At 50.7% G+C, this 26,936-nt stretch carries 27 protein-coding genes; 12 read left to right on the top strand and 15 right to left on the bottom strand.

Features of this window, described 5'->3' with window-relative positions:
* Window positions 1-76: 76 nt before the first annotated feature.
* The 7 genes from ABD880_RS06490 to ABD880_RS06460 all read left to right on the top strand — a co-directional run bounded on the left by ABD880_RS06490 (window position 77) and on the right by ABD880_RS06460 (window position 8,049).
* Window positions 77-3,055 carry a PAS domain S-box protein gene (locus tag ABD880_RS06490; protein ID WP_345163827.1) on the top strand — a complete coding sequence of 993 codons (2,979 nt, stop codon included), beginning with the start codon at window positions 77-79 and terminating at the stop codon, window positions 3,053-3,055.
* A gap of 350 nt (window positions 3,056-3,405) precedes the next feature.
* Entirely contained in the window at window positions 3,406-3,972 is a 567-nt protein-coding gene (locus tag ABD880_RS06485) for an RNA polymerase sigma factor (RefSeq protein ID WP_345163824.1), read from the top strand.
* Entirely contained in the window at window positions 3,950-5,350 is a 1,401-nt protein-coding gene (locus tag ABD880_RS06480) for a porin family protein (RefSeq protein WP_345163821.1), read from the top strand. Before ABD880_RS06485 ends, ABD880_RS06480 begins: the two co-directional genes overlap by 23 nt.
* Window positions 5,351-5,532: 182 nt before the next feature.
* The gene (locus ABD880_RS06475) at window positions 5,533-6,081 is read left to right on the top strand and encodes a CHRD domain-containing protein (protein WP_345163818.1); all 549 of its coding nucleotides are present in this window, start codon (window positions 5,533-5,535) and stop codon (window positions 6,079-6,081) included.
* An 87-nt stretch (window positions 6,082-6,168) separates the two neighbouring features.
* On the top strand, window positions 6,169-6,567 hold the full coding sequence (locus ABD880_RS06470) for a cytochrome c (protein ID WP_345163815.1): 399 nt from the start codon (window positions 6,169-6,171) through the stop codon (window positions 6,565-6,567).
* Window positions 6,568-6,571: 4 nt separating this feature from the next.
* Window positions 6,572-7,159 carry a YceI family protein gene (locus ABD880_RS06465; protein WP_345163813.1) on the top strand — a complete coding sequence of 196 codons (588 nt, stop codon included), beginning with the start codon at window positions 6,572-6,574 and terminating at the stop codon, window positions 7,157-7,159.
* Between the two features lie 2 nt (window positions 7,160-7,161).
* Window positions 7,162-8,049 carry a DUF5777 family beta-barrel protein gene (locus ABD880_RS06460; RefSeq protein WP_345163811.1) on the top strand — a complete coding sequence of 296 codons (888 nt, stop codon included), beginning with the start codon at window positions 7,162-7,164 and terminating at the stop codon, window positions 8,047-8,049.
* Window positions 8,050-8,182: 133 nt separating this feature from the next.
* On the opposite strand, the gene ABD880_RS06455 is transcribed toward ABD880_RS06460, so the two are convergent.
* The 15 genes from ABD880_RS06455 to ABD880_RS06385 form a co-directional block, all read right to left on the bottom strand.
* Window positions 8,183-9,460: a PQQ-dependent sugar dehydrogenase gene (locus ABD880_RS06455; protein ID WP_345163808.1), complete on the bottom strand. Its 1,278-nt coding sequence runs from the start codon at window positions 9,458-9,460 to the stop codon at window positions 8,183-8,185.
* 214 nt (window positions 9,461-9,674) lie between these two features.
* Window positions 9,675-10,295, bottom strand: coding sequence for a TlpA family protein disulfide reductase (locus tag ABD880_RS06450; protein ID WP_345163805.1), 621 nt, complete (start codon window positions 10,293-10,295; stop codon window positions 9,675-9,677).
* Between the two features lie 94 nt (window positions 10,296-10,389).
* Window positions 10,390-11,643, bottom strand: a complete 1,254-nt coding sequence (locus ABD880_RS06445) for an MFS transporter (RefSeq protein WP_345163802.1) — start codon at window positions 11,641-11,643, stop codon at window positions 10,390-10,392.
* A gap of 85 nt (window positions 11,644-11,728) precedes the next feature.
* On the bottom strand, window positions 11,729-12,142 hold the full coding sequence (locus ABD880_RS06440) for a YeeE/YedE family protein (protein WP_345163799.1): 414 nt from the start codon (window positions 12,140-12,142) through the stop codon (window positions 11,729-11,731).
* Between the two features lie 38 nt (window positions 12,143-12,180).
* Window positions 12,181-12,738 carry a YeeE/YedE family protein gene (locus ABD880_RS06435; protein ID WP_345163796.1) on the bottom strand — a complete coding sequence of 186 codons (558 nt, stop codon included), beginning with the start codon at window positions 12,736-12,738 and terminating at the stop codon, window positions 12,181-12,183.
* A gap of 52 nt (window positions 12,739-12,790) precedes the next feature.
* On the bottom strand, window positions 12,791-13,117 hold the full coding sequence (locus ABD880_RS06430) for a rhodanese-like domain-containing protein (protein WP_345163793.1): 327 nt from the start codon (window positions 13,115-13,117) through the stop codon (window positions 12,791-12,793).
* A gap of 498 nt (window positions 13,118-13,615) precedes the next feature.
* Window positions 13,616-15,028, bottom strand: coding sequence for an MBL fold metallo-hydrolase (locus ABD880_RS06425; protein WP_345163790.1), 1,413 nt, complete (start codon window positions 15,026-15,028; stop codon window positions 13,616-13,618).
* 102 nt (window positions 15,029-15,130) lie between these two features.
* Window positions 15,131-15,982 carry a sulfite exporter TauE/SafE family protein gene (locus ABD880_RS06420; RefSeq protein WP_345163787.1) on the bottom strand — a complete coding sequence of 284 codons (852 nt, stop codon included), beginning with the start codon at window positions 15,980-15,982 and terminating at the stop codon, window positions 15,131-15,133.
* Window positions 15,983-16,058: 76 nt separating this feature from the next.
* Entirely contained in the window at window positions 16,059-16,709 is a 651-nt protein-coding gene (locus tag ABD880_RS06415) for a Crp/Fnr family transcriptional regulator (RefSeq protein ID WP_345163784.1), read from the bottom strand.
* Window positions 16,710-16,938: 229 nt separating this feature from the next.
* The gene (locus ABD880_RS06410; protein WP_345163781.1) at window positions 16,939-18,282 is read right to left on the bottom strand and encodes an MBL fold metallo-hydrolase; all 1,344 of its coding nucleotides are present in this window, start codon (window positions 18,280-18,282) and stop codon (window positions 16,939-16,941) included.
* A gap of 533 nt (window positions 18,283-18,815) precedes the next feature.
* Entirely contained in the window at window positions 18,816-19,094 is a 279-nt protein-coding gene (locus ABD880_RS06405; RefSeq protein WP_345163779.1) for a hypothetical protein, read from the bottom strand.
* Window positions 19,095-19,172: 78 nt separating this feature from the next.
* Complete coding sequence (locus ABD880_RS06400) at window positions 19,173-19,397, bottom strand: YgaP family membrane protein (RefSeq protein ID WP_345163776.1); 225 nt, start codon at window positions 19,395-19,397, stop codon at window positions 19,173-19,175.
* A 267-nt stretch (window positions 19,398-19,664) separates the two neighbouring features.
* Window positions 19,665-20,117 (bottom strand): DUF1569 domain-containing protein, encoded by a 453-nt coding sequence (locus tag ABD880_RS06395; RefSeq protein ID WP_345163773.1) that lies wholly within the window; start codon window positions 20,115-20,117, stop codon window positions 19,665-19,667.
* A 637-nt stretch (window positions 20,118-20,754) separates the two neighbouring features.
* A complete protein-coding gene (locus ABD880_RS06390) occupies window positions 20,755-21,822 on the bottom strand; it encodes an SDR family oxidoreductase (RefSeq protein ID WP_345163770.1) in 1,068 nt (355 codons plus the stop codon).
* Between the two features lie 85 nt (window positions 21,823-21,907).
* Window positions 21,908-22,219 carry a winged helix-turn-helix transcriptional regulator gene (locus tag ABD880_RS06385; protein WP_345164126.1) on the bottom strand — a complete coding sequence of 104 codons (312 nt, stop codon included), beginning with the start codon at window positions 22,217-22,219 and terminating at the stop codon, window positions 21,908-21,910.
* Between the two features lie 285 nt (window positions 22,220-22,504).
* Between ABD880_RS06385 and ABD880_RS06380 the strand changes: the two genes are divergently transcribed.
* From ABD880_RS06380 to ABD880_RS06360, 5 genes are all read left to right on the top strand, one after another.
* A complete protein-coding gene (locus ABD880_RS06380; RefSeq protein ID WP_345163767.1) occupies window positions 22,505-23,638 on the top strand; it encodes an LLM class flavin-dependent oxidoreductase in 1,134 nt (377 codons plus the stop codon).
* 101 nt (window positions 23,639-23,739) lie between these two features.
* Window positions 23,740-24,486, top strand: coding sequence for an NADPH-dependent F420 reductase (locus ABD880_RS06375; protein ID WP_345163764.1), 747 nt, complete (start codon window positions 23,740-23,742; stop codon window positions 24,484-24,486).
* Between the two features lie 25 nt (window positions 24,487-24,511).
* Window positions 24,512-25,255: an NADPH-dependent F420 reductase gene (locus ABD880_RS06370; protein ID WP_345163761.1), complete on the top strand. Its 744-nt coding sequence runs from the start codon at window positions 24,512-24,514 to the stop codon at window positions 25,253-25,255.
* A 29-nt stretch (window positions 25,256-25,284) separates the two neighbouring features.
* Complete coding sequence (locus ABD880_RS06365) at window positions 25,285-25,710, top strand: organic hydroperoxide resistance protein (RefSeq protein WP_345163758.1); 426 nt, start codon at window positions 25,285-25,287, stop codon at window positions 25,708-25,710.
* A 57-nt stretch (window positions 25,711-25,767) separates the two neighbouring features.
* Window positions 25,768-26,820: an LLM class flavin-dependent oxidoreductase gene (locus ABD880_RS06360; protein ID WP_345163756.1), complete on the top strand. Its 1,053-nt coding sequence runs from the start codon at window positions 25,768-25,770 to the stop codon at window positions 26,818-26,820.
* Window positions 26,821-26,936 lie beyond the last annotated feature (116 nt).

The raw sequence follows: 26,936 nt of genomic DNA, 5'->3' as shown, positions 1-26,936 counted from the left end.
TTGTATAATTAATGGGCGTTGGTAAAAACCATAGGCTTGTTCCCCTGCAGGCTGGTAGATTTCATAGAATAGAAGAATGGGTAAGGCAGTAGCAGATTTTGAAGACAAGCTGGAGCAAAAAGGGGAGGCGTCTATGGTAGACTTGTCATTGATGAGCGCCATGGTAGAGTTTAGCCCTGAACCTATGCTTCTGGCAGACACCCATGGGAATTTCCTGTACGTGAATGAAGCCATGTGCCAGTTGGTGGGCCGTGACAAAGACACCCTTCTCCAGATTGGCCGGGAAGGGGTGAGAGACTTAGAAGACCCTAGATGGTGGCTTGCCATTCATGAGCGCCAAGCCAGCGGCTTCTCCAAGCGGGAGCTGTTTATGATGCACCAGGACGGCACCAGAATACCAGTAGAAATCCATGCCAGAACCTTTGCAGGTGACCAGCAGCAGACATTGGTAAGTGTGCATGTGCGGGATAAATCTGAGTATTATGTTGCCCAGCAACTGCTGCGGGAGCGTACCTTGGCCACCGAAGCGTCTCTCCAGGATCTGCAGCTGGTGTTGGACCACTCTGCGGATTTAATCTGCACTTTTGACCTGAATGGCAATATATTACAGATAAACAAAGCCTGCGAGACCATTTTGGGCTATACCCAGGAAGAGGTCATCAACCAACACTATTCGGCCTTCATTTTTGAAGAGGATATTGAGATTACCCAGAAAGACACGGCCGCCGTTACCAGCCAAAAAATCACCAACAACTTTAGAAACCGCTATCGAAGAAAGGATGGCAGTCTGGTGCATCTTTCCTGGTCATCCTCTTTGTCTGAGGCCGCAGGCCGGGTGTACTGCATAGCCCGTGACGTAACCGAAGTCATGCAGTTAAACAAAGTGCAGCAGGAGAGCGAGGAGCGTCTGCAGGCTTTGTTGCACCAAGGGTCAGACATGATCGCCGTCTTAACGCTGGAAGGGAATTATACCTTTGCCAGCTCTAACAGTACCAGGATCTTAGGGATTACGCCAGAAGGATTCATTGGCAGAAACGCCTTTGAGTTTATTCACCCAGATTTCCACCAACCGGTCATGGAGTGCTTGCAAAAAGTGCTGCAGGGCGAGATAGTAGACACTACGCCTTTCTTGTTCAAGGACGGTCACGGTGAATGGCGTTGGCTAGAGTCGCATGCCACCAACTGCGCAGACATGCCGTCCATTCAAGGCATTATCGTCAACAGCAGAGACATTTCTGAGCGGCGCAAAGCAGAGCTGGAATTAGAGGAAAGCAATCAGCGATACAAGGCCCTGTTTGACTACAACCCAGACGCCGTGTATTCCATGGACGCGCATGGATATTACACGTCTGCCAATGAGGTGGCGCTAAAGTTATTTGGGTTAACCCAGAAAGAATTGCTGGAGAAGCATATGTTTGATTTTGCCACCCCAGACATCCTGGAGTCTGCCAAAGCCGATTTCAACAAGGTGTTAAGCGGTCATCCGGTTTCTTCTGAGGCATCTATGAAAGGAGCTGACAATGAGGATCTGTATTTGAGCTTTACAGAGATTCCAATCATCATTAACGGCGAGGTAGTGGGTGTGCATGGCATTGCCAAGGATATTACGGCCCCTAAAAAGCAACAGCTGCTGCAAGAAGCCACAGCCAAGCGCCTCAACACCATCCTAGAGAGTATCAAAGACGCGTTTTTCACCATTGACAAGGACTGGCGGTTTACTTACATCAACCAAGAGTTTGACAAAATCATGGCCGTGGACACCCGCAAATGGATTGGGCGCCGCATCATTGATCTGTATGATGAACGTGAACCCGAGAACAAAAACTTCTATGACAACTTCCAGCAGGCCATAGACACGCAAAAGCCGCAGCATTTTGAGCAGTTTGCTTCTTCTGTGCAGAGTTGGTTAGACGTGAGCGTCTACCCCTCTGAAGAAGGCTTGTCCATTTACTTTAAGGAAATCACAGACCGTAAGAACGCCGAGGCTGAACTGAAGAAATTGTCTTGGGTGGCCAGCAAAACCGTGAACTCTGTCTACATCACAGATGAACAGGCCCGCATTGAATGGGTGAACGACGGCTTTACCCGCATCACCGGCTATACCCTGGAAGAGATGAAAGGCCAACGCCCCGGAGACCTGTTGGCTGGCCCTGAAACCGCTCCAGACCAGGTGCGTGAGATACGGGATAAACTGCAGTTTGAGGAGCCGTTTGTCCAAGAGGTGCAAAATAGAAACAAGCAGGGTGAGCTGTACTGGTCTAAACTAGACGTAACGCCTATACTGGACGAGCAGGGGGGCGGCAAGAAATTCATTGTGATTGAGACCGTCATCACAGACCAAAAGAAGGCTGAGCAAGAACGTATTCAGTTAACAGAAGAGCTGTTGCGCCGCAACCGTAACTTAGAGCAGTTCACCTACATTGTGTCGCATAACCTACGCTCACCGGTGGCCAACATCCTTGGGCTTACAGCGCTGTTCAAGTATGATCAGGACCCAGAAAGCCAGCTAGCGTTAATGGACCGTTTAAAGCAGACGGCCCAAAATCTGGACACTATCATTAGAGACTTGAATGATTTATTGAGCCTGCAGGGCGAAGTGCACGACGCCCGCGAAGTCATAAACCTGCGCGACCTGGTGGAGCAGGTGTTGCAGGTTCTGCCTAACACCACTAAACCCAATGTGCAAGTAAACTTAAATGGCATTGAGGAGATCCGGTCGGCGCGCAGTTACGTGAGCAGCATCCTGTCTAATCTGGTGTCAAACGCGGTCAAGTACAAGTCACCAGAACGCAGCTTAAAAATTGCCATCACCGCAGAGCAATGTGAGGATATGTTCTGTTTCACGGTCACAGACAATGGGTTGGGCATTAACCTGCAAAAAGAGCAGAACAACCTGTTTGGTCTTTACAAGCGCTTCCATTTTCACGTTTCAGGAAAGGGTCTGGGGCTGTACCTGGTTAAAACCCAGGCAGAGGCCTTGGGCGGCTACGTCACCGTTGAAAGCACCGTGGGCCAAGGCTCTTCCTTTAAAGTGTGCATTAAACACGTAAGCTAGACAGTAGAACAGATTAATTTTTTGAGCGGGAAGCCTTTGCAGGTCTTCCCGCTTTTTTTTGTGCTCCAGGGACACGTTTTTTAGAGCTAGACCTGCCGTTTATCCTCAACGCAGTAAAAAATGACTGCTGTGCAGCGCTAACCTAGATGAAAAGGCAGGCTATTTCGTAAAAAATGATAAATTCTTGTATGTTGCTCCAGGCATCAACAAGGACACTCTCTTCTGGCTGTGAACGGTTTAGCGTTTCATGGCAGCATTTACATCCCCATAAAGCCGTCTATAAATTTTTTTTTAACCGGTGGCAACCCTTTTTAAATTCCTTCCGTGATGGGAGCGCTAAATCTGAAACAGTGAGCGAAACGGTAAGCAAGGAGATAGACGCAGTACTGCAAGGGTGCCTGGCTGAAAACCGAGAGGCACAGCGAGAGCTTTACCAGCTCTTCTATGGCTACGCCATGAGTATTTGTGTGCGCTACACTAAAGATGCAGAAGAAGCAAAAGAGGTTTTGAATGACGGTTTTATGAAAGTGTTCACCAGGCTTAAGCAATATGACCCGGCCAAGCCCTTTAAAGGGTGGGTGCGCCGCATCATGATCAACACGGCGCTGGACAATTACCGCCATAACCTCAAGCACTACCATACCATGGACCTTGAGTCTGCGGCCCCCACCGCAGACGCTTATGACGTCTTGCAACAAATCAATTATGAATACCTCATTGGCCTGGTACAACAACTTTCGCCGGCCTATAGAACGGTGTTTAATATGTATGTGATTGACGGCTACACCCATGAAGAGATAGCCGATAGTTTAGGAATAACCGCAGGAGCCTCCAAGTCCAATCTGTTCAAGGCCAGAGCCAATCTGCGTGAAATGCTAAAAAAAAACAGGGTAGATGAGTACAAGCAATATGTCTGACGAAGAGCTAGATCAGCTGTTCCGGGAGTCGGCAGAAGGGTATGAACCTCCCTTTAACCCGTCCGCCTGGGCAGACATGGACAAGAAACTGGATGCCTACCAGGCTGGCAAGGGAAGAGGCACGTGGTATTTTTCGGCCCTGCTTCTATTGCTGTTCCTGGGCATGCTCACCATTCCTACCCTGTATACTAGATACAACCAACAACCCGTTGCTTTACAACCAAGTGAACAAGGCAAAGCTTTGGTAGATCAAGATCAACCAGAAAAATCTGCAGCACTCAGCACGCCTGTAGATGGCAACCTACTCTTAGAACCATTGCAGGCAAAGCGGAGCGAGATGGAAAATGTGCCACCTCCTGCACCTATAAGACAAGAGAAAATGTCGCATTTTTTGCCTGATTTCCCCAAAACAAGCCAAAAACGGTTACTTAGTAAGCAACTGATAGTTAGGGCTTCTGTGTTGGTGGGCAAAAAGCGACCTAAGCCAAGTATGCAAATTACAAGGTCAAGCCAGGAAGGCAAGGCCCAGAATGAGGTTTTTCAAGTGGCTTTGCCTGAACAAAAGCAGACCCAGTTTGAAGAAGGTGTAGCTAGTGACAATAGTCAAAACATAGTAACTGAATCTAATAAACCGCAGCCTTCATCCTTACTTAATGTTGATTCTTTAAGCCAGAATAACCAGCCTGTTATGGCCCCCGTGCAGACCGGTAACCTTGACAGTCTGCCAGAAGCGGAAGAACCTGTAGCCAAAGGTGGCCAGTTTTTAAAATATGTGCAGGTAGGTGTGGCTGTGGCGCCTGACTTGACCACCGTTAAATTTAAAGAGGCTGGAAAGGTGTCTCCCAACGCCGGGCTATTGGTGGCCGTGCCCCTTACCAAGCGGTTAAGTTTGGTGACAGGGGCCGTCTGGGCCAAGAAAATATATGCTGCCCCGCTAGATGAGTACACCATGCCATCTGGTACAAGCGGGCCGGCCTATGACAGCTACCTTGATGCCGTCTGCCACGTGATAGATATTCCAGTAAACCTGAGCTACCAGGTGTGGCAAAAGGGTCAAAACCGGTTGGCGGTGCAGGCGGGATTATCCAGTTACATTATGCTGAGTGAAAAGTACACGTACAGTTACACCGCGACCTACGGGTACGGAAACCCACCTAAGAAGTACACCAAGGCCTGGGAGGTGGACAATGAAAACCGACACTGGTTTCAGGTTCAGAACCTTTCAGTGAGCTACGCACGCACGTTTCCCTCAGGTATTTCGCTGGGGGTGGAGCCATTCGTGAAAATTCCGCTGTCTGGCATAGGCGAAGGAAAGGTAAACCTGACCAGTGCCGGCGTCTTTTTCTCTACTAGTTATACGTTCCACTTAAAACCTTAAAAAGACTTTCTGTTCGCTGTTTTCGCTTCCCTCCATAAGGGGAGACCGGCTCTTCGTTGCCCTAAATGTTGGGTCTTTACATCGTTACCGCTTCTCTTATTTTTATTTATAAGATTGATTGATAGTTGGTTGCGGTGTTAACTAATCCTTCTGATTTCTAAAAACCAATTAAACCCAATACTATGAAAACCTCAAAATATCTTTTCCATCTGCTGTTTAGCCTACTGGTGGTGGCCGCCTTTTCCATGAATGGTTGCAGTGATGATGATGACGATGACATGGACAAGCCCCAAGAGAACAAAGTAGAAATGCAAATGGCCACTCTCTCCGGAACTGAGGAAGTGCCTGCTAATTCTTCGTCGGGTACTGGCACCATCATGGGTTCTTACAACAAAGACACCAAGGTCTTGTCTTACACGCTTACTTTCTCCGGGCTAACCTCGGCCACCACCATGGCACACTTCCACAAGGGAGCAGTGGGTGTCTCTGGCCCGCCGGTAGTCAACATCAGCGAAACGACTTTCTCTAGCCCTATTACTAAAGAAGTAGTGCTCACAGATGCGCAGGCAGCTGATTTGATGGCCGGTCTATGGTACGTAAACGTGCACACCACCACTTATCCGGGCGGCGAGATACGCGCTCAGATTAAAATGGCCGGCTCTACGGGTACCACCACTGGCAACGCAGGCTCCACCACTAGTACTACCACCGGCGGCACTACTGGCTACTAAACCTTTTTTAATCTACCTGAGGGGGAGGACAGACAAACGCTCTCCCTCTCAGATAGCATCTTACTTCGTCTTAACCTTTAAACAACTATGAAGAATCTTACCCATCTTTTATTCCTTTTGCTGGCAGTACTAGCTGCTGGATTGGCTTTCTCTTGCTCTAGTGACAGTGCAGAAGACACAGACCCGCAGCCCAAGCCAGATCCGCAAGATCAGCAATGCGTCACGGCGGGCGTCACCTATGCCAATACCATTGTGAGCTTGATGAGCGCCAACTGCAACAGTTGTCACAACTCGTCCCTGGCTACAGATGGTGTGGTGCTAGATACCTACGCTGGCGTAAGGGCACAGGCCAGCACCGGTAAGCTGATGGGCGTGATTACGCACGCAGCTGGTTTTTCGGCTATGCCTAGCGGCGGGGCCAAGCTGTCTGACTGCAACATTGCCAAAATAAAGAAATGGGTAGATGACGGTGCCCCCAACAACTAAGGCCATGAACTTGATTGTAAAGCGTTTAGTGAGTGGTTTGTTTGCTATGGTTTGCTTGCTTTGTCTGGGCCATGTCATACAGGCACAGGGCAAGTTTTACACAAAGACTGGCTACATCTCCTTTTACTCCAAGGCGCCATTAGAGGACATTGAAGCGCACAACCGGCAAGTGGTTTCCTTTCTGGATGCCAAAACCGGCGAGCTGGCTTTTTCGGTGCCCATGAAGGCGTTTCAATTCAAGAAAGCACTCATGCAGGAGCATTTCAATGAGAATTACGTGGAGTCTCACAAGTACCCAAAAGCCTCTTTTAGAGGCAAGATACTCAACCTATCAGAAGTAGATTTTACGCAAGACAGGCTGTACAATCTGCAACTGGAAGGCGTTTTGACCATCCATGGAGTGGAAAGGCTGCTCAGGACCACTGCCACTTTACAGGTAAACGGAGATCAACTTCAGGGAAGGGCCAATTTCTCGGTCACGCCGCAGGAATTCAACATTGAGATACCCGCCCTGGTGCGGGAGAACATTGCCAAGCGCATTGACATAAGCGTGCAGATGTTGTACAAACCCTACCAAGAAAAACCCCTATGACCATGGCCAAACGCATCATACTTCTTAGTTTATTGTGGGGGGCGTTCACCTACAATTGCCTGGCCCAGGAGGATTTATTAAAGCTAGCCGAAACCCAGGACAGTACTCAAGCGGACTACACGAGCGCCACGTTTAAAGCGGTGCGTCTGCTAAATGGGCATACCATAGAAACTAATAGGGCGGGAGAGTTGCTGTTTTTGATTTCGCACAGGTTTGGCACCTTGAACAGCGGGGCTTATGAGTTGTGGGGCTTGGACCAGGCAACCATACGGTTGGGGCTGGAGTATGGCTTCACGGACCGGTTCACCGCGGGCATTGGCCGAAGCTCTCTGGAGAAAACCTATGACGGATTCCTGAAATACAAACTGCTTAGACAGAAGGAAACGGGCATGCCGCTTACCCTCACCTTGTTTACCAGCGCCGCCATTAAAACCTTGAAATGGATTGAGCCAACCGTAGAAGAGCAGTTCAAATACCGATTGACCTACACATACCAGGCTTTATTGGCCAGAAAAATTTCTGAGCATATTTCACTACAAGTAGCGCCTACTCTAATCCACAGGAATCTGGTGCCTCTGGCAAGTGATGAAAACAATGTGTACGCCCTTGGCGCAGGCGGCAGGGTTAAGCTTAGCAAGCGCACCACCTTTAACGCCGAGTACTTTTACCTATTGCCCGGCGAAACCGCAGACCAATTCAAAAATACCTTGTCTTTGGGCGTAGACATTGACACCGGCGGACACGTCTTTCAATTAATGGCCACTAACGCACAAGGCATGATTGAGCCCTTGTTCATTCCCAGAAACGCGGGCAGCTGGAGCCAGGGTGACATCTACTTCGGGTTTAACATCTCCCGCGTTTTTCAAATCCGGAAAGACAAAGCAGAATAAGTGAATGTGATGGGTAGAACCTACAAGCGCCTCTAGGTAGAGGCGCTTGTAGGTTTATTTAGGTTGAAGGGCTCAATAGTGTTCCTGAAAAGCCGTTTTTGGCCAGTTATCTGTAAAATAGGCCAAAAACGGTTTACCGCTTTGGAGAGACTTTCCAAAGTTCGCCGTTGCTTTGGTCGGTGACAATGTACAAAGCACCGTCTGGTCCTTGTTTCACGTCACGCACGCGCTGGTTCTGTTCTTTGAGAAGGTGCTCCTCGCCGGTTACTTTGCCGTTTTCAATTTTGAGGCGTACCAGGCGCTTGTCTTTCATGTTGCCCACAAACAGGTTGCCCTGCCATTCTGGGAAGGCGCTTCCTGTGTAAAACTGCGCGCCAGACGGGGCAATCACAGGGTCCCAATAATACACCGGCGACTCATATCCTTCTTTAACGGTCACGGCATTGGGCACAGGCTGGCCAGAATATTCCTCCCCGAAAGTCACCAACGGCCAGCCGTAATTTTTGCCTTTCTCAATCAGGTTCAGCTCATCACCGCCCTGTGGTCCCATTTCAACCACCCACAATCTGCCTTGCGTGTCAAACGCTGAGGACTGCACGTTTCTGTGGCCTACGCTCCATATTTCTGGCAAGGCACCGGCTTGGCCAATGAACGGATTTCCCGGGGCAGGCGCACCGTCTTTGGTAATGCGCAGAATCTTGCCCAAGTGGCTGTTCATTTCCTGCGCCTGCGGACGGGTTTTAAGATCAGAACGCTCGCCCATGGTCACATACAACATGCCGTCCTGCCCAAAGGCTAACCTTGACCCGAAGTGCATGGTGTTGGTATAGCTGGGCTGGGTGCTGAGAATCACTTTAACCTGGCTCAGGCTTTTATTGTCCTGTGACAAAACGCCCCGGGCTACCGCGGTGCCGTTACCGTTGGCGCGCGGTTCTGAAAAGCTCCAGTAAATGGTTCTGTCTGTGGCAAACGTAGGACTAAGCGCCACATCCAATAAGCCAGCCTGCCCACCTGCCACTACTTCTGGCAAGCCGGTCAAAGGCGCACCCATGGCTCCCGTTGCTGAAATCACGCGCATTCTGCCAGGCTTTTCTGTTACCAGTAAATTGCCGTCTGGCATGGGCTCTACCGCCCAAGGCTTGTCTAGTCCCTTGGCTAGTACCTCTACCTGATAGGCAGTGGTAGACGTCATGCCGCAGGCCCGCGTCTGTCCGGCAAAGGTAGGTTTCTGGTCAGGTGAATTGGGTTGGCGCGTCTCTAAGGACGTACATTCTCCGGTAACCGGGTCTGTGGTGATGGATTTCTGGCTGCAAGCGCCTGTAGCAGTAAGGGCCAGCAGACAGGAAAAGAATAGGCTTTTAGAAGTCCTTAGTCTATTGATTAGACTCTGGGACGGCGTTAGTTTTTTCATAGGTTGAATGGCTTTGAGAAAGATAAAACTTTACCATTAAAGGTTTTACTCCTTAAACAGTTATTAAGTTAACCCTTTAGCCCTTGGTTTGTTCCCGTAAAACAACCTACATATTCAAGTTATTATGAGAGGGGAAAGCCATGCGCTGCAATGCGGGCACGCCTTTCCCCTCCTTGCCTCTTAACAAAGTCAGTCTATTAAATTGGAGGACAGGTTACTTTGCCAGCTTCTGCAGGAACTCAATTACCTCGGGCGTGTCATACTCGGCCATGCCGTTCTGCTGGGCCACAATCTTACCTTCTGGCGAAATGATATACGTGGTGGGGATGGCCGGACTGCTGAACTCTTCAGGCATTTGGCTGGCGGGCATGTACACCGGGAACGTGAAACCCTTCTTGCTGATGAACTTCTTGACCTTGTCCATGCCTTTCTGGTCTACGGACAGCATCACAAACGCTATCTTGTCAGAGCCCACTTTCTCATACAGGCGCTGAATGTTGGGCATCTCAGCAATGCAGGGCGGGCACCAGGTAGCCCAAATGTTCAGGAAAACGACTTTGCCTTTGAGTGACTCAAACGCGACTACCTTGCCTTCCAAGTCCGTCATCTGAAAACCAGCTCCTGCCATAGGCTCTGTGGTGGCCGTCAAAGTGGCCGGCGTAGCCGGTTCTATGGCGGTGGGAATATCGGCGTTCTTGAGGCCCGTGGCTAGCATCAGGCGCTGTACTCCGCCCAAGACCTCGGTGTGCAGGCCGGTGGCATACAACACGCCAAAAATGGCCAGGGTGTAAACCCAACCCGGAATATTCTTGAATGAAAATTTATCTCTGGTCATTTTATTCGTTTTTAGGGTATTTTCTGGAAAACAGGCCAAAAACGGCTTCAGTCCAACATGATAGAGCCCTCTGTTAAACTCGATTTTCTTTTTTTTATTGGGCGGTAAGGCAAACTTGACTTGGCCACAGCATTTTTTTGGTACAGCACATGCGCACCTCAGACAAAACGCCGGCCCCAACGGTCAGCAAGGCCGTACCCAGTAACACCGCTTCCAAACCAAACAGATCACTGAACACGCCCGCTGCCACGGCCCCGGCCACATACCCGAAGTCGCGCCAGAACCGGAAGATGCCCAAACTTTGTGGCCTTTGTGCAGGGTGCGTATTTTCTGCCACCACGCTCAGAAAGTTAGGGTACACCAGCGCCGTTCCGGCCCCCAGTATCACCAGAGCCGTCACCAGCACCGGAATGGCTCCCGCAAACAACAACAGCCCAATGGCCATTCCCTGCAAGACCATGCCCAGCGTGAGCAACTGCTTTTTGCAATACACATCGCCTAGCTTGCCCGTCACCAATTGGCCCAGGCCCCATACCACGGGGTAAATGCCCGCCAAAAGCCCAGTCTGCGCCAGAGAATAGCCTTTGGTGGCCAGCAGCACCGGTAAAAGTCCCCAGAGAATGCCATCATTGAGGTTGTTGACAAAGCCATTCAAGGTCACCGAACCCAGGTTGCCATGCCGCCAGGTGGTATCTTGCCAGATGTTAGACAAGAGCGGAATGGTGGTCTGGGCCGCCTCGGTGCTGGCGTGGGATTGCGTATCCTTTACCAAAAAGATGGTCAACAACAGGCCTATGATAGAAAACCCGATGCCCGGAATAAAGGCGTAGGTTACGTTACCAGATTCTGAGGCAATGTAGCCCGCCAGAAACGCCACCAGACCCACCGCCAGATAGCCGGCAAACTCATTGATGCCCATGGCCAGCCCGCGGTTCTTCTCACCCACCAGGTCAATTTTCATGACTACGGTAGAAGACCAAGCCAGGCCTTGGTTCAAACCTAAGAGCACGTTGGCAAAGATGACCCAGCTCCAACTCTCAGCAAAGAGCAAGAGCCACGGCACGGGCAAGGCAAACAGCCAACCTAAGGTCAACAATTGCTTGCGGCTATACTGCTTAGCCAAACGTCCCATCATGAGGTTGGCAAACGACTTGGCCAGCCCGAAGGCCACAATAAACGACAGCAGGGCCGTATGCCCGCTTAAGTTAAAGACGCTCTCGGCAAACTCCGGGATTACCGACCGCTCCAAGCCCACCATGGCCCCAACAAACCCGTTGACCAGCACCAACAGCCAGAATTGTAAAGCGTTTTCTTTTAAGCCAAGCTTGGTTACTGGTAGAGTATTCATAGTGGTAGGAGTGTCAGATTGGTATAATGAAAGAAAGCCGTTTTTGGCCTGTTTTCCAGAAAACAGGCCAAAAACGGTTAGAAGATTAGTGCGGGAGTCGGTCTTTGAGGACGCCGTACAGATAGGTGCCTGCCACACCGCCAAAAATGGCAATCAGAATAGGCCAGTATGCGTAGCCCAGGTTCACGAACAGCGGTCCCGGACAGGCGCCCACCAGCGCCCAGCCCAACCCGAAGATAATACCCCCAAACAGGTATCTGGGAACGGACTTTTCCTTGGGCGTAAAGGTGATGGGGTTGCCCTGGTAATCGCGCAGGTTGTATTTCTTGATCAGGTACACGGCAATGACGCCCAATACCACGGCCGTCCCAATGATGCCGTACATATGGAATGATTGGAACCGGAACATCTCTTGGATGCGGTACCAGGAGATGGCCTCAGACTTGCTCATCACAATCCCGAAGAGGATCCCCGTCAATGTAAATTTAAGTCCTTTCATAGGGCTACGTCTTTATGTCTTTAAAATGAGATGTCAGGTTAGAAAATAAGCGGGAACAGCAGGAACGTCATGATAAGTCCCCCGATGAAGAAGCCTATGACCGCTACCAATGATGGCCACTGTAGGTTAGACAAGCCACTGATGGCGTGCCCGGACGTGCAACCGCCTGCGTGCCGTGACCCAAACCCGATCAACAAACCGCCGCCCAGCAAGAGCGCAATGGTCTTAAAGCTGAACAGCGACTCCATCCCGAACAACTCCTCGGGTTGCATGCCTTGCGGGGCAGAGAAGCCCAACGCCTGAATGTCCTGTATGGTGGACTGTGAGATTTGTACCGCCTCACCGTTGGATAAAAAGGTAGAAGAAATCCATCCGCCCAAAATGGCGCCTACCAGAAACAGCAGGTTCCAACGCTGGTCTTTCCAGTTGAAGTCAAAGAAGGGCACGCGCTTGCCGGCCCCGCAGGCCGCGCAAATCACCCTAAGGTTAGAGGAAAACCCAAAGGACTTCCCGAAGAAGAGAATGATGACCATGATGAGGGCAATCACTGCCCCAGACACGTACCAGGGCCAAGGCTGACTGAGTGTTTCTAACATAATTTTAAATCTTTACATGAAGCCGTTTCGCTTCTATAAGTTAAATATTGGATTACCGGGGCCAAGCACCTACGCCGCCCTGCAGGTTGTAGGCTTTCAGGCCTTTCTCGGCCATCAACTGGCAGGCAGAGCCGCTTCTAGTACCACTCCGGCAGAAGACAAAGTACTCCTTGTCCTTGTCTAAACGGTCAAGGGCCGTTTTAAACTCAGATGACATCACGTCCAGGTTTTTAGCGCCCGGAATGGTACCAGAGGCAAACTCGCCGGGAGTGCGTACGTCCAGCAGTTCGGCTTTGCCGGCTTTGGTGTAGGCCTTTTTAAATGATTGCCCGTCTAAATCTTGATAGTTCTTGGGGGCTGATTTAAATAAATTAAACATGGCTGTTTGTCTTTTGAAGGTTGGGGTGGGCCAGCGGTAAGGCCGGCCCTTTTTGTTTTATCTATTTTTGGCCTGTTTTCCAGGAAATAGCCCAAAAACGGTTTTCATGTCTGTTGCCATCAGCCGCTTTTCAGCTGATTCTCCATTACTCTACAAAGGTCTAGCTTTGATAGGAGCGGTTCAGTGACTTATGTCACGCTGGTAAAAATTGTAGAAAATTTATGCCAGCGACTAGGCATTTACTTTTTCGTTCTTTCTACTTACTCCACTCTTCCGGATTTACCAATCCGGAAGTTGTCTGTAGGGGATTTCTCAATCCCTGTGCCTGCATTTTTTTCAATTGGTCCGCAACGGGAATCTGGAGATCCCCGACAGAGGGTTCGGGATTGATAAATCCCGAACAGCGGACAGCAAACAGCTAGGTCAACTAAAACCAGTATAAAAAAGAGTTAAGCCAGTACCCAAGTACAAGTCCTGCACTTGGGTACTGGCCTTTTCTTACTTCAAGGTAGAAGGACACACGAAGGCGGTTCTGGGAATACTGGTCCCCGAGATGCCTTTGAAGCCTTCTTGCACGTTCACCAGGTTGTCATAGCCGCGGGCTTTCAAGATGGAGGCCGCAATCATGGAGCGGTAACCGCCGGCGCAGTGCAAATAAACTTGCTGGTCCTTCGGGATTTCCGCCAGGTAGTCATTTAGGTAGTCCAGAGGCGCGTTGCTAGCGGTTTCTACGTGCTCAGACTGGTACTCGCTGGGCTTGCGCACGTCCACCACTTTTAAAGTAGGGTTCTGCTGGTACCGCTGTTCAAACTCACTTGGCGAGATGGACGGGATGGCATCCGTCTCTTTGCCAGCGGCTTGCCAGGCCTTGAAACCGCCCTGCAAATAGCCGATGCTATAGTCATAACCCACGCGGGCTAATCTGGTCACTACTTCCTCCTCACGGCCTTCTTCGGTTACCAGCAAAATCTGCTGTTTAATGTCTGGGATCAGGGTGCCCACCCATGGCGCAAAGTTTCCGTCAATGCCTATGTTGATGGCGTTAGGGATGAAGCCCTTGGCGAAGTCCTCCGGTTTCCTGGTGTCCAGCACCAAAGCACCAGTTTCATTGGCGGCGGCCTCAAACGCCTCTGGGCTCAGGGCTTGCAGGCCTTTCTCCAAGACATCCGCGATGTTGTCATAGCCCTGCTTGTTCATCTGCGCGTTGAGCGGGAAGTAGCTGGGCGGAGGGGTAAGGCCGTCGGTCACTTCTTTGATGAACTCCTCGCGGGTCATGTCTTGGCGCAGGGCGTAGTTGGTTTCTTTCTGGTGGCCCAGGGTGTCAAAGGTCTCCTTGCTCATGTTCTTACCGCAGGCAGAACCCGCCCCGTGCGCCGGGTATACCAGCACGTCATCGGCTAAGGGCATAATCTTGTTGCGCAAAGAGTCAAACAGATGGCCGGCCAGTTGGTCTTGGGTTAAATCAGACTTGGCGGCCAGGTCAGGGCGTCCCACGTCTCCAATGAACAACGTGTCACCGCTGAACAGGGCGTAGTCTTTGCCGTATTCGTCTTTTAAAAGAAACGTGGTGGATTCCATGGTATGGCCCGGCGTGTGCAGGACTTTAATGGTCACGTCGCCTACTTTCAGCTCTTCGCCGTCTATAGCGATGTACGCGTCATAGGTGGTCACCGCATTAGGCCCGAACACGATCTGTGCGCCGGTGGCCTTGGCCAGGTCCACATGGCCAGACACGAAGTCAGCGTGGAAGTGCGTCTCCAGCACGTATTTGATTTTGGCACTACGGCTTTCGGCTTTGGCCAGGTACGGCTGGATTTCGCGGAGCGGGTCAATGATGACGGCTTCTTGGTTGCTCTCAATATAATAAGCGCCTTGCGCCAGACAACCGGTATATATTTGTTCTACTAACATGGCGTTTAGTTTTGGGTGGTTGAATTTTACGCTACAAAGGTACAGGGTAAGAATGGGCCGGTCAGTGACTTAGGTTACACAAGGCCAGCCTTGGCAGGAAGATTAAAAGAAAAGCTCTTTGGCGATGATGTACACGCCCATCACCAGCACAAACCAACCGAAGGCGGTCTTGAGCTTGTCGGCGTGGATCTTGGCGGAGAAGTAGGAGCCTATGAAGATGCCCACGATGGAAAGGGAGGAGAAGACGCCCAGGAAGGACCAGTCAATCTCATAGTTGGCCACGTCGCCCAGAAACCCGAAGAGGGACTTGGCCGCGATGATGAGCAATGACGTACCCACCGCCGTCTTCATGTCCAGCTTGGAGAATAATACTAGCGCCGGGATGATCAGGAAGCCCCCGCCGGCGCCCACCAGCCCGGTCAGGGTGCCCACGATAGCCCCTTCGGCTAAGATGCCGGCGTAGTTGAATTTGGGTTCTGGATGGGACTCTGTTGTGCCGTTCTCTTCCAGGATATCATGGTCCACGTTTTCGTCTATTAGCACCTCGCCGTTCACCTTGCGGTTCTGCCTGATCATACTAATGGAGGCGAACACCATGAGGCCGGCAAACAGGAGCATGAACAGAATGCCTTTGGTGACCTCAAACCCGCCCACGGTGAAGATGCTCTCTGGAATGGCGGGCACGATGTAGCGGCGGGTGGCGTACACGGCCACGATGGACGGCAACCCGAAGACCAGGGCGGTCTTAAGGCTCACCAGACCCTGTCTGTAAAAGCGATAGCTGCCCACCAGGCTGGTGAGGCCCACGATGAAGAGCGAATAGGCCGTGGAGATGACGGGATTGAGGCCCAGCAAATACACCAGGGCCGGTACGGTCAAGATGGAGCCGCCGCCGCCAATCAATCCCAATGACAGACCAATGAGCAAGGCCGCTATGTATCCTAGTATTTCCATTTCTTGTAGTGGTTGATGAAGTATACCACAAAGGTAGGGGAGGCGATAAGGGCGTTCAGTGACAGTTGTCACACACCTAAAAAAGGTCCAGGTTTTTTATCTCTATGAAGTTTCGGTGCAGGACCACGGCCCCCGTCTGCTCCAGTTTCTTGAGGAGCCGAGAAATGACCTCGCGGGAGCTGTTGAGCTCCTCGGCTATCTGCTGATGCGACAACCGCACCTCCTGGCCCATCACTTTCTGGTGGCGCTTAAGATAAAATACCAGCCGCTCGTCCAGGCCTTTGAACACGATGCTGTCCAGGGTTTGGAGGAGCTCATCAAAGCGGGCCCGGTAAGAGGCAATGATGAACGTGTGCCAACTGGGGTATTTGGCCAGCCACAGTTCAGAGACGTGCGCCGGAATAAAAAGCACCTCAGAAGGGGTTACCGCTTTGGCCATCACCTGGCTTTTCTCGTCTCGGGCGGTGCACATCATGGACAGGGCGCAGGCATTGCCGTCTTGCAGGTAGTACATCAGAAACTCGTCGCCTTCCTCGTCCTCGCGGTAGACCTTCACCAGGCCGCCCAGCACTAGCACGTTGGACTTCAGGAACTGGCCGGTGCGCAGGGCTTCGTCCTCGGGCTCCAGATGCTTGATGACACCCGCCTGGGCAATATCCTGGAGCAGGGCGGGCTCAAACTGCGGAAACTTCTCTTGAATTAGGCTGATTTTCTCTGGGTCTAGCATAGGAACTGTTGGTGAGAAAGCATTGGCGGAAGGGGCGATTTGGCGTATTTTCTGGAAAACAGGCCAAAAACGACTTAACCTGGCGTAACAAAGTAAGGTTCTTGCCGGGCAAGCTACAAATTGTTGCAGCAATTCTCCCGGCAAAAGGGTTACCCAGTCATAGAAACAAAAGCCGGTGCCCGGTTAAAAACCAGGCACCGGCCTCACGTACGTTGATGGAAACTACTCATTACAACGGATTGAACTCGCTGATGGCCTCGCTCAAGTCCAGCACCTTGGCCTTGGGTAGTTCTGCCTCTACAATGCTGCTGCCGGCCGCCGAGCGGTAGCCGCCGGCGCAATGGATCACCACCGGCTTATCCGTAGGGATTTCCTGGGCGCGGTCGCGTAGTTCTGGCAGCGGGATGTTCAAGGCGTGAGCAAAGTATTTCTTGTCCTTCACCTCAGAGGCGTTCCTGATGTCCACGATGGTGTACTGCGCTGGGTTCTCCTTGAACTGCTCCACGTCTATCTTAGGCGATGAAACCGAGGCTTCCTCCTGCAGCACAAAGGCACCTTTGAGCTTGTTCTCATACCCAATCCGGGAGGCTTTGTCAATCAGCTCGTCCAAGGTCTTGTCGTCCTGGGCAACCAGGTAGAAGGTCTCCTTGGGGTCCACGATGCTGCCCAGCCAAGTCTCAAACTTACCCCCGTTCTGAATGTTGTAGGCACCCGCCAAATGGCCTTTCTTGAAGTCTTCCTGCGGGCGCGCGTCAATGATCAAGGCGCCATCTTCTGGCGTGAAGTTCTTCTCCAGGCGCTTGACGGCCTGCACGCTTTGCTGGTAGTTGGGCGCGCCCTGCTTGTTCAGGCCCACGTCATACCCGAAGTACCTGGGAATGAACGGCTGGTCTGAGGTGAGATACGCAACAAACTGCTCCTCGGTCATTTCTTTGAGGGCCGGGTTGCTGAACTTCTCGTCCCCAATGGTACTGCTGTTGGCTTCGCTTAGGGCCTTGCCGCAGAGCGTGCCGGCGCCGTGGGCCGGGTAGACCACTACGTCATCTGCCAGCTTCATCAGTTTCTCGCGGGTGCTGTGGTACATCTGCCTGGCCAGCTCCTCGCGCTTGGCGGTGAGGTTGCCGGCGTTTTCGCGCAGGTCTGGGCGGCCCACGTCACCAATGAACAGGGTGTCACCGGTGAATACGGCCTTGTCCTTGCCCTCATGCTCCAGCACAATGCTGATGCTGTCTGGCGAGTGGCCGGGCGTGTGCAGGGACTTGAGCCTTATCTTGCCCATCTCCAGCACCGCGCCTTCGTCAAAGGCTGTATGCGGATAGTCGGCACCCACTAGGCTGTGCGCGTAGAGGGTGGCGCCTGTTTTCTCATGAATCTCCAAGTGCGAGCTCACAAAATCGGCGTGCGGGTGGGTCTCTATCACGCCCACAATCTTGGCGTCGTGCTCCTGGGCGTAGTCATAGTATGGCTGGGGATTGCGGGCCGGGTCTACCAACATGATTTCCTTCTGGCATTCGCTTAAAATGGCGTAAGAGTAGTGCGCTAATCCTTTGTCTTCAAACTGCTTTATTTTCATAGCGGTACTGCTTTTGGTTAGTGAATGGTACAAAGGTATAGTATGGATATAGGGCGTTCAGTGACTTTTGTTACATAAGCAGGATAAGAACCAAGGGCAGGCCTAAGGAAGGAGAAGCCTATTACCGGATTCTACATGCGCGCATACTGAGGACGTTTTTGGCCTGCTTTCTGGGAAAGAGAGCAAAAACGGAGTGCTTTAGTTATTTAATGAGAAGTACAGTTATAAAAGAAGTACGGCCTATATCAGCATTCAATGGCTTGGACGGGTAAATCCTCATCCGCCCAAAGAATATTAGGACCTTATGGTTTTGAGTAAGGTGGCCGGCGAGGTGGAGTTGGATACATTCTTGAAATCTCCCTGGAGTGCTTTTAATGAATAGCGTTCTTCGTCAAGCTCGCCCCTGACTCGGTAGCCAAGCGCTCTAAGCAAAGGAAAGGGAGGGCACCAGCCTTGTAGCCCGTGCTAAAGGAGAAACGTGCTTACCATGCCGGGCAAGACAAACCAGCGCTTGTTAATAGTGGTACTCAAGATTAGGCCTGCCAGGCTGAGATAGAGGCATCTACTTCCAGCTCCCGCTCCATGCTGCTTTCCTGGTCTACTTCTTTGAACCTTTGCTGGAGGGTGGCGGTTGGGCCATAGCTGTATTGAGCTATGTTCTCCATAGCCGTCTGGTCAATGTCTTGGTTTTGCTCCTCACGGGAGCTTTCCCGTGCCCGGTCTTCCTGTTTCTCTTTACTATATATTTCTTCTACCGTTAGATAGGTGAGGCTGAGAGAAGAAGAAGGAATTATTGGAAAATCATCTGCCAAGGTAGGGCACCCGTAACCACAGGCTTCTAGTGCCTTCCTTGGGCAGATGAAATCTTAGCCTTGCAAACGGCCTGAAGGCTAAAAATCCAGATTTACAATATCACGGGCCTCCAAGGTGTCTATTCCCGCCACGTCATACGCGGGGCAGTGTCCAGAAGAACTGGTAAGGGCAAACATGGTGGCCAGCGCCCCCAAGGCAACGGCTGTGCCGCCGGTTACTTTCTTGCTGGCAATTAAACCCAAGGCGCCAACGGCCAGAATAGACCGGATCATGCGGTCGGTGCTTCCCATATTTTTTATCATATCACTAAGGTTTTATTGGTGTATTATAGTTGCCCTCGCTTTTACCTGGCAGAAAGTAAATAGTTGAGGGTGAGCGTGTTTATTTATTTGGCTGGTAAAAGAATAGCCTGAACTTTTAACGCTCTACGTTCATAATAGTTACTGGCCACTGATAGCCAGCCAGGTAATAAAAGGAACGCCGTTTTTGGCCTGTTTTCCAGAAAACAGGCCAAAAACGGCGTTCAGGCATTTAAGAAAATGTATTTGTACGTAAGCAGCCCTGGCTACTTACACCCCAAACTGCCGGAGGTGGTGGTCCAGGTGCTTGTAGAACATATTATTCCATTCCTGGCTAGTAAGCGCGCCAAAGCTAAGGGATTCCTTGCCCTCAAAATAGGCGGGGCCCAGCGCCTGCGTTCTTTGGAGGTAGCCTATCAGTCGGTTTTTTTCTTGGTCGAAGTCCTTGGTCTCTTTGATTAGAAACTGAGGAGCGGTTCTGGTGTTGTGCTTGTAAGGCGTCTCATTGACCACCGCGTTTTTCACAAATACCTTGAGTAAAAACCGCATAAGGGCGTTGGGTTTGGGGTGCTTGTCTTCAAAGGCCATCTCATAGGTGACGTTGCAGTGAGCCAGCATCTGGGCCACGGTCATACTCCCCCATAGCGGTTGGCTGCTTGGGGTGAGTTGATTAATTCGTTGGATGGTTTCCTGGGTGACGGGCTGCGTAATGATGTCCTTCATAGAGTTAGATTGGTTTGACGGCACGTGATCAGTTTTGGCCCAAGATACAGGATTGGCGCTAAATTTTAGTTTTAGGCTTGTTTTCTGGATAGGCTTACGGGTAGGTTAGCTTTTTGTGAGGCAACACTTTAACAGATAGTAAGGCTTACTTGGTTGGAGGTGCTAAGGACGGTTAAGCCAACGGATTTACTAGCAAAAAGAAAAGCCCCTTCAGCGTTTTGCTAAAGGGGCTTGGTACCCAGAGCCGTTCTTAACTGGGTTTTTAGCATTTATAAATTCTTGTAAACAAGGGTTTTGAGCTGGTTATAAGTGTTGTTGATATTTTATAATAATTGTAAACATAATTTACCCTAAGTTTTGCCACCTTTTCTGCCACCTAGTCTTTATGCGATAGTTGAGCTTTTAGATAGTGATGGATAATCCTTATCCTTAATTTCAGTCTTGAATACAAGTACCTTACTATTGAGATTAAAGAAGAAATTGAATTTCTGTAATAGCCTCAACTGAACAAAACAATCATAATAAGTAAGCCATTTTCACTTCCAATTACAGATTTCTATAAAGTTTCAAGGTTGCAGGTCCATCCATCTCGTCCTCTTATGGAATGCTGGTTCCTTTGCGTCAATGAAAGGTGGAATTAAGGAATTAACCGGTCAGTGCGCAAGCGGGTGAACAAGTCAAAAAAGGATTCCTCGGTATTCTGGAACTCCAAAAACCCTGATTTGCGGCTCTTGGACATGTTGGTCATCACTTCAATAGGGCGCCCCAAATCCAAGTCTGTGTGCCAAGCGGAGGCAAGCTTGTCCAAATTAGGTTCTAGTAAATTATGCCGCTTTGCTATCTCACGCCAGACTGGGGCATCATTGGCTAATTCAGGTTCCAGAGGATGAATGACACCGTCAAACCCCTTTGCCTCTACACCAAACCAATTAGCAAGGCGCGGCCACAACCATTTCCATCGGAAGTAATCTCCGTTTACTATATTGAAAGCCTCATTTCGGGCACTTTCGGTGGTGGATGCCCAAACCAAGTGCTTTGCCAATACCCGTGCATCTGTCACGTCAGAAAGGCCGGTCCATTGCGCCTCAGAACCTGGGAACTGGAAAGGGCGCCCAGTCTCCTTGCAAATGGTGGCATATACCGCGAGGGTAGTACCCAGGTTCATCTGGTTGCCTACCGCTTTTCCTATTACTGTGTGAGGCCGATGGATGCTCCAGGTGAAACCATCACGTGCCGCAGCGGCAAATACCTCATCTTCTTGGGCGTAATAAAAGTTCTCAATATCTAACCGGGGTTGTTCCTCGCGCAAGGGTGTTTCTGGTAAAAAGCCCTGTTGGGCGTACGCCTCAAAAGGTCCTAGGTAATGCTTAAGCCCTGTTACCAACGCCATGTGCTGCACAGATTTTTGAGGAGCCAGTGCCTTCAGCAGGTTCCTAACCATGGAGGCATTCACCCTAATGTTATCAGCCTCCGTTTCCATGCGGGTCCAGCTGGTGAAAAACACATGCGTAGGTGCAATATTGGCGAATGCGGTTGCCAGAGGCTCGGGGTTTAACAGGTCTGCAGCTATTGGCAATAAACCCTCCATTCTAATGTATGGGTTTCTAGCCAACCCATAGGTAACCCACCCTTGCTTTAACAATTCCTGGGCAAGGTTGCTACCCGTTATTCCGGTTATCCCCACCACCAACGCTACTTTGCTCATATTTCAACTGTCAGTTTTAAATGCCTAAAGGGTATTAGTACGTCATTTAGTTTGCAGGAGCTACTGACATTTGAGAAAGCCTGGTTTATGGCTTGCTGAAAATCCTCTCCCGGTGGGTAAGACCCCAAACCTTTAAGGCCTGGATGATGGGAGTCAGGGTATCGGCGTAGGGTTCGGGCTTATACAGGATCTTCACCGGGTAATCCTCTATTACCACCCGCTTTATCAACTGATGCTGCTCCAAGTCTTTGAGTTCCTTAGCTAAGACTTTCGGAGAGATCCCGGGGATGCTCTCCTGGATGTCGGTGAACCGCTCATTGCCGGCACCCAGGGAGATGATGATGGCCAGCTTCCATTTTCCGTTGATCACGTCTATCGCGTCCCGCACCGGCTTCACCGTGTCCAAGCAGGACAGGTATCCCATTTTATTGGCCATATATCATGAAATAAATGATTCCACTTTCCTTTAGGAAAGTACTATACAAAGGTAAGTTAATGTCCGTACTTTTGCAACCGTCTATTCATCTGTAGCTCATTGCTTTGTAGGGGATGTAGAATGGGCAAGGTTTCATGGCTTAGCTAAATATCAATCCCAAGAATGATCGGGTATCACTGAATAGGCCCTTGCCACTTGATTATTTAATACTAGGCAAACCCACTGAACCTTATAAGCCCGGACGTTATGAGTAAGAGAAAGAAACTGAAGATGGGGGCCGTCTTGGACGGCTTGGGGTGGAACCACATGGCCTGGCAGCATCCTGAAATGCCGGCAGATGCAAGTGAGAGCATCGATTTTTACGTGCAGCAGGCTCAGCTTACGGAGGCTGCCAAGTTTGACACGCTTTTCCTGGTGGATGTCAGCCACGTGGGCCCCGGCAATATACCCCATTACCTCAGCATGTTTGAGGGCGTCAGCATCATGTCAGCCCTTAGCATGAAAACCAAGAATATAGGGTTGTCTGCCACCATTGCCTCTTCTTACGGTGATCCTTACAGCGCCGCCCGGCAGATCCTGTCGCTGGATAAGATCAGTAAGGGGCGGGCCTCCCTCAATGCCATCACCTCCAATCCGGGCGGAATGGTGAATTTCAGCCGTGGGCATCTGGGTAAGGAGGACCAGTATCCCATGAACAAGGAGTTCATGGAGATCCTGATTGGTCTATGGGACACTTATGAAGAGTATGCCTTTATCCGCGACAAAGCCCGGGGGATTTATTTAGACCACCGCAAGATGCATACGTTAAATTACCGGGGAGAATATTTCTCCGTTGACGGGCCACTGAACCTTAGCCGTTCGGTGCAGGGCAGACCCGTGCTGTACACGGCGGGTACCTCCGAGAAATTCATCGAGCATGCCACCAGCTACACGGACGGTGCCTTTACGCATGGCGAAACGCTGGAAGCCACAGTGGCCGTGGCAGGCAGGATACGGAAAAAACTGGCGGAAAAAGGCCGGAAATCCGAGGACTTTATCATAGCCATCTCTCAGAACCCAATTGTGGGAAGAACAGATAAGGAGGCCTTAGAGAAGTACATGGAGTTGTTGAGCCTCCGTCCAAGAAACAGCTTACCGACCCCTCTGTTTTTCGGCTCTGCAAAGACGGTTGCCGATCAGGTCCAGCTTTGGTACGAGTCCGGGGCGATGGATATGTTCATGATAAGGCAGGACCACCCACACGGGCAGCGTGACTTTATGGAGCTGGTTGTTCCCATTCTCCAAGAGCGTGGGATATTCAGGACAGAATACGAGGCAGATACCCTCAGGGGAAACTTGGAGATTCCGAAGCCGGCTTTCAGAAAGGTCAGTGCTGGGTAAACGCAAACGAACCCCTTTTTGCTTGCCCGTCTTATTCAAGAGTTTGAGAATACCATATGCATCAACAGAATTAAATTTTTATCAACTAGAATTACCACACCATGAAAATAGGAATTATTGGCGTCGGCCACATCGGTAAAACGCTGGCAATAAGATTGAGCGCGGCAGGTCATAGCGTAAAGGTTGCCAATTCAAAAGAACCGGAATCAATTGATTCTGAAACCTTGTCTACAGGCGCTAAAGCAGTATTTGCAAAGGATGCCGTGAAGGATGTAGAAGTCATCATTCTCTCCATACCATTTCAGCACAACCCAAAAATGGCTGGCCTTCTCGCTGATGTTCCAGAGGAAACCGTCGTGATCGACACATCAAACTACTACCCGCACCGGGATGGAAATATAGAAGCCATTGATGCTGGTCAGGTAGAAAGTGTATGGGTCGCCGAAAAACTGGGTCGCCCTATTGCAAAAGCATGGAACGCTATTGGTGCTGGATCGTTGGCGGATAGAGACAAGCCAGCCGGAAGCCCGGACCGTATCGCAATTCCCATTGCAGCAGACCGCGACAGGGACCGCGAGGTTACGATGTCACTCGTAAATGAGAGCGGCGTGGACGCATTTGACGCAGGCTCTATCGCAGACTCGTGGCGGTTACAGCCCGGCGCACCTGTTTATTGCACAGATTTGAGGCTGGATGAAATGGCCGAAGCAGTTGCCGCAGCTGAAAAGGAACGCATTTCTAAACGCCGGGATTTAGCAGGTGCCATACTTCAGGAACGATTCGCGGATTCTTACGAAGACCTGACGGTAGATTATCTGGTTCGCTTGAACCGGGTGTTATATATGTAAGAATATTATTTATAAAGAGATTGTGATGAAAATAGGAATCATAGGCACAGGTGCCATAGGGAGCATTTTAGTAGAAAAATTTTCTGCGGCAGGTCATCAGGTAAAGGTGACCAACACCAGGGCAATGCCTGAATTAGAAAAAATAGCTGCCCAGTTGGGCGCAACCGCTGCCACCATACAGGATGTGGTAAAAGACGTGGATGCCCTTATCTTCTCGATGCCCTTCAATGCATACAAAGACCTGCCGAAGGATTTGTTGAAGGAAGTACCGCAGGAGGTAGTGGTAATGGATACTTCCAACTATTATCCTTTCAGGGATGGTGAGATTGCCGAACTGGAGCACATGTCCGAAAGCGAGTATATCTCGGGAATACTGAAACGCCCGCTTGTTAAAGTGTTTAATAATATCCTGGAACACACCCTAAAATACAAAGGCAAAGCAGCCGGTGCGGAAGGGAGAATAGCAATTTCCATTGCGGGCGATAACGAGGAGCATAAAAAACTAGTGGCTCAACTGGTTGATCAGACTGGCTTTGACACCGTGGACGGCGGAAGCCTGGCCGAGTCCTGGAGACAGCAGCCCGGCACGCCGGCCTATTGTACTGAATTGAATGCACCGGAATTGGAACAGGCCCTGGCCAACGCTGAAAAAGGGAAAGCCCCTGCCATCCGGGATTTCATCATGGACAATCTGAGGAAAAAGGAGTCATGGCCTTCATATGAAGAAGTTTTAGCCGGCAACCGTTTATATCAGGTGAGAACGAAGTAGGTTTTTCTTAAATACGAAGTAATATAGTTATGAAAGCAATGTATACGGCCATAGCAACGGCAACAGGCGGCAGAAACGGCCATGTAAAATCAGACAACGGCGTTTTGGATATCCAGGTTAGGGCGCCCAAAGCCATGGGCGGCGTTAATGACGATCACACCAATCCGGAACAACTCTTCGCAGCGGGCTACGCCGCCTGTTTCGACAGCGCCTTGAACCACGTCATCCGCCTGGAAAAGGTGAAGACAGGAGAAACGTCCGTGATGGCAGAAGTGTCGATCGGTTCCATTGAAAACGGCGCATTCGGGTTGGCAGTGAACCTGGCGGTGAATATCTCTGGGGTGCCGATAGAGGAAGCACAGCGCCTGACCGAACGGGCGCACCAGGTATGCCCTTATTCTAATGCCACCCGCAATAACATAGAGGTGAAACTGACGACAACCAATAATCAATGAGTTGCCGCGAATCGGAGCAAGGCAAAAAGCCACAATACCCTAACATTATCGAATCCTATGGATAACCAAAAGGTAGCCTATTCCATTCTGGAGCTTGCCATTGTTTCGGAGGGGAATTCCATAAAACAGACCCTGAACGATTCCCTGGCGCTGGCGAAAGAGGCGGAGGCGAATGACTACAGACGCATTTGGTTTGCCGAGCACCACAACTCAGACAGCATCGCCAGCAGTGCCACCTCCCTGCTCATCGGGTACGTGGCAGAGAATACTTCAACCATCAAGGTGGGCTCAGGAGGAATCATGCTCCCCAACCACTCTCCCTTGATCGTTGCAGAGCAGTTCGGCACCCTGGCCCATTTATACCCGGGTCGCATTGACCTGGGCCTTGGCAGGGCGCCCGGCACCGACCAGGCGACAGCGAAGGCCATCCGGTCGGATTTCATGAAGGCGGCCCATTCGTTTCCTGAAGAAGTCTCTAAAATCCAGCGGTACTTCTCGCCAGAGAACAAGAATGCCCCTGTAAGGGCAGCCGTGGCCGAAGGCACGGAGGTGCCGGTGTATATCCTTGGGTCCAGCCCGGACAGCGCCCACCTGGCGGCCCAGAAGGGGTTGCCCTACGCGTTTGCCAGCCACTTTGCCTCCACGCACTTACTCAACGCTTTGAAGATTTATCGCCAGGAGTTCCGGCCATCTGAGTTCTTGGAACAGCCTTACACCATGGCGGGGGTGAATGTCTACATCGCCGACACGGATGAGGAGGCGGAAAGGCTGTTCACCAGCCTGATCAGGATGTTTGTGGGGGTGCTGACCGGGGCCAAGGAACCGCTGCACCCACCTACTGAGATGACAAACGAATTGAAAGACTTGCTTCAACACCCCGCCGTAAACCAAATGCTGAAGTATTCCTTTGTGGGAAGAAAGGAGACCGTAAAGAAGCAGATACAGGCATTCCTCGGCCAGACCCAAGTAAACGAGCTCATTGCTGTTTCTACCATGTACGATATACATGACCGACTAAAATCTGCCCGACTATTTGCAGAGATTATGGCAGAGATCAATGGAAGCAACACTAAGGAGGACAGTAGAATAAGTAATAAGGGAGAGTATTAAAAACTATGGGTTTTTAGGTGGTCAAATGGGAACACCTAAGCTTTAGGATTAAATTATTAAGGTCTTCAATTGGCGGTTGGAAGCATAGAGGAGCACTAGACAAGCACAAGTGGAGA

This window comes from Nibribacter koreensis (assembly GCF_039541795.1).
GTDB lineage: Bacteria > Bacteroidota > Bacteroidia > Cytophagales > Hymenobacteraceae > Nibribacter > Nibribacter koreensis.
The sequence above is the reverse complement of the archived record's forward strand: the minus strand, read 5'-3'. Positions and strand labels throughout refer to the sequence as shown.

Excerpts from the sequence above, each read along its gene's own strand:
- ABD880_RS06490 (WP_345163827.1), top strand. The coding sequence starts at position 77 with ATGGGTAAGGCAGTAGCAGATTTTGAAGACAAGCTGGAGCAAAAAGGG.
- ABD880_RS06480 (WP_345163821.1), top strand. The coding sequence starts at position 3,950 with ATGAGTACAAGCAATATGTCTGACGAAGAGCTAGATCAGCTGTTCCGG.
- ABD880_RS06475 (WP_345163818.1), top strand. The coding sequence starts at position 5,533 with ATGAAAACCTCAAAATATCTTTTCCATCTGCTGTTTAGCCTACTGGTG.
- ABD880_RS06470 (WP_345163815.1), top strand. The coding sequence starts at position 6,169 with ATGAAGAATCTTACCCATCTTTTATTCCTTTTGCTGGCAGTACTAGCT.
- ABD880_RS06465 (WP_345163813.1), top strand. The coding sequence starts at position 6,572 with ATGAACTTGATTGTAAAGCGTTTAGTGAGTGGTTTGTTTGCTATGGTT.
- ABD880_RS06460 (WP_345163811.1), top strand. The coding sequence starts at position 7,162 with ATGGCCAAACGCATCATACTTCTTAGTTTATTGTGGGGGGCGTTCACC.
- ABD880_RS06455 (WP_345163808.1), bottom strand. The coding sequence starts at position 9,460 with ATGAAAAAACTAACGCCGTCCCAGAGTCTAATCAATAGACTAAGGACT.
- ABD880_RS06450 (WP_345163805.1), bottom strand. The coding sequence starts at position 10,295 with ATGACCAGAGATAAATTTTCATTCAAGAATATTCCGGGTTGGGTTTAC.
- ABD880_RS06445 (WP_345163802.1), bottom strand. The coding sequence starts at position 11,643 with ATGAATACTCTACCAGTAACCAAGCTTGGCTTAAAAGAAAACGCTTTA.
- ABD880_RS06440 (WP_345163799.1), bottom strand. The coding sequence starts at position 12,142 with ATGAAAGGACTTAAATTTACATTGACGGGGATCCTCTTCGGGATTGTG.
- ABD880_RS06435 (WP_345163796.1), bottom strand. The coding sequence starts at position 12,738 with ATGTTAGAAACACTCAGTCAGCCTTGGCCCTGGTACGTGTCTGGGGCA.
- ABD880_RS06430 (WP_345163793.1), bottom strand. The coding sequence starts at position 13,117 with ATGTTTAATTTATTTAAATCAGCCCCCAAGAACTATCAAGATTTAGAC.
- ABD880_RS06425 (WP_345163790.1), bottom strand. The coding sequence starts at position 15,028 with ATGTTAGTAGAACAAATATATACCGGTTGTCTGGCGCAAGGCGCTTAT.
- ABD880_RS06420 (WP_345163787.1), bottom strand. The coding sequence starts at position 15,982 with ATGGAAATACTAGGATACATAGCGGCCTTGCTCATTGGTCTGTCATTG.
- ABD880_RS06415 (WP_345163784.1), bottom strand. The coding sequence starts at position 16,709 with ATGCTAGACCCAGAGAAAATCAGCCTAATTCAAGAGAAGTTTCCGCAG.
- ABD880_RS06410 (WP_345163781.1), bottom strand. The coding sequence starts at position 18,282 with ATGAAAATAAAGCAGTTTGAAGACAAAGGATTAGCGCACTACTCTTAC.
- ABD880_RS06400 (WP_345163776.1), bottom strand. The coding sequence starts at position 19,397 with ATGATAAAAAATATGGGAAGCACCGACCGCATGATCCGGTCTATTCTG.
- ABD880_RS06395 (WP_345163773.1), bottom strand. The coding sequence starts at position 20,117 with ATGAAGGACATCATTACGCAGCCCGTCACCCAGGAAACCATCCAACGA.
- ABD880_RS06390 (WP_345163770.1), bottom strand. The coding sequence starts at position 21,822 with ATGAGCAAAGTAGCGTTGGTGGTGGGGATAACCGGAATAACGGGTAGC.
- ABD880_RS06380 (WP_345163767.1), top strand. The coding sequence starts at position 22,505 with ATGAGTAAGAGAAAGAAACTGAAGATGGGGGCCGTCTTGGACGGCTTG.
- ABD880_RS06375 (WP_345163764.1), top strand. The coding sequence starts at position 23,740 with ATGAAAATAGGAATTATTGGCGTCGGCCACATCGGTAAAACGCTGGCA.
- ABD880_RS06370 (WP_345163761.1), top strand. The coding sequence starts at position 24,512 with ATGAAAATAGGAATCATAGGCACAGGTGCCATAGGGAGCATTTTAGTA.
- ABD880_RS06365 (WP_345163758.1), top strand. The coding sequence starts at position 25,285 with ATGAAAGCAATGTATACGGCCATAGCAACGGCAACAGGCGGCAGAAAC.
- ABD880_RS06360 (WP_345163756.1), top strand. The coding sequence starts at position 25,768 with ATGGATAACCAAAAGGTAGCCTATTCCATTCTGGAGCTTGCCATTGTT.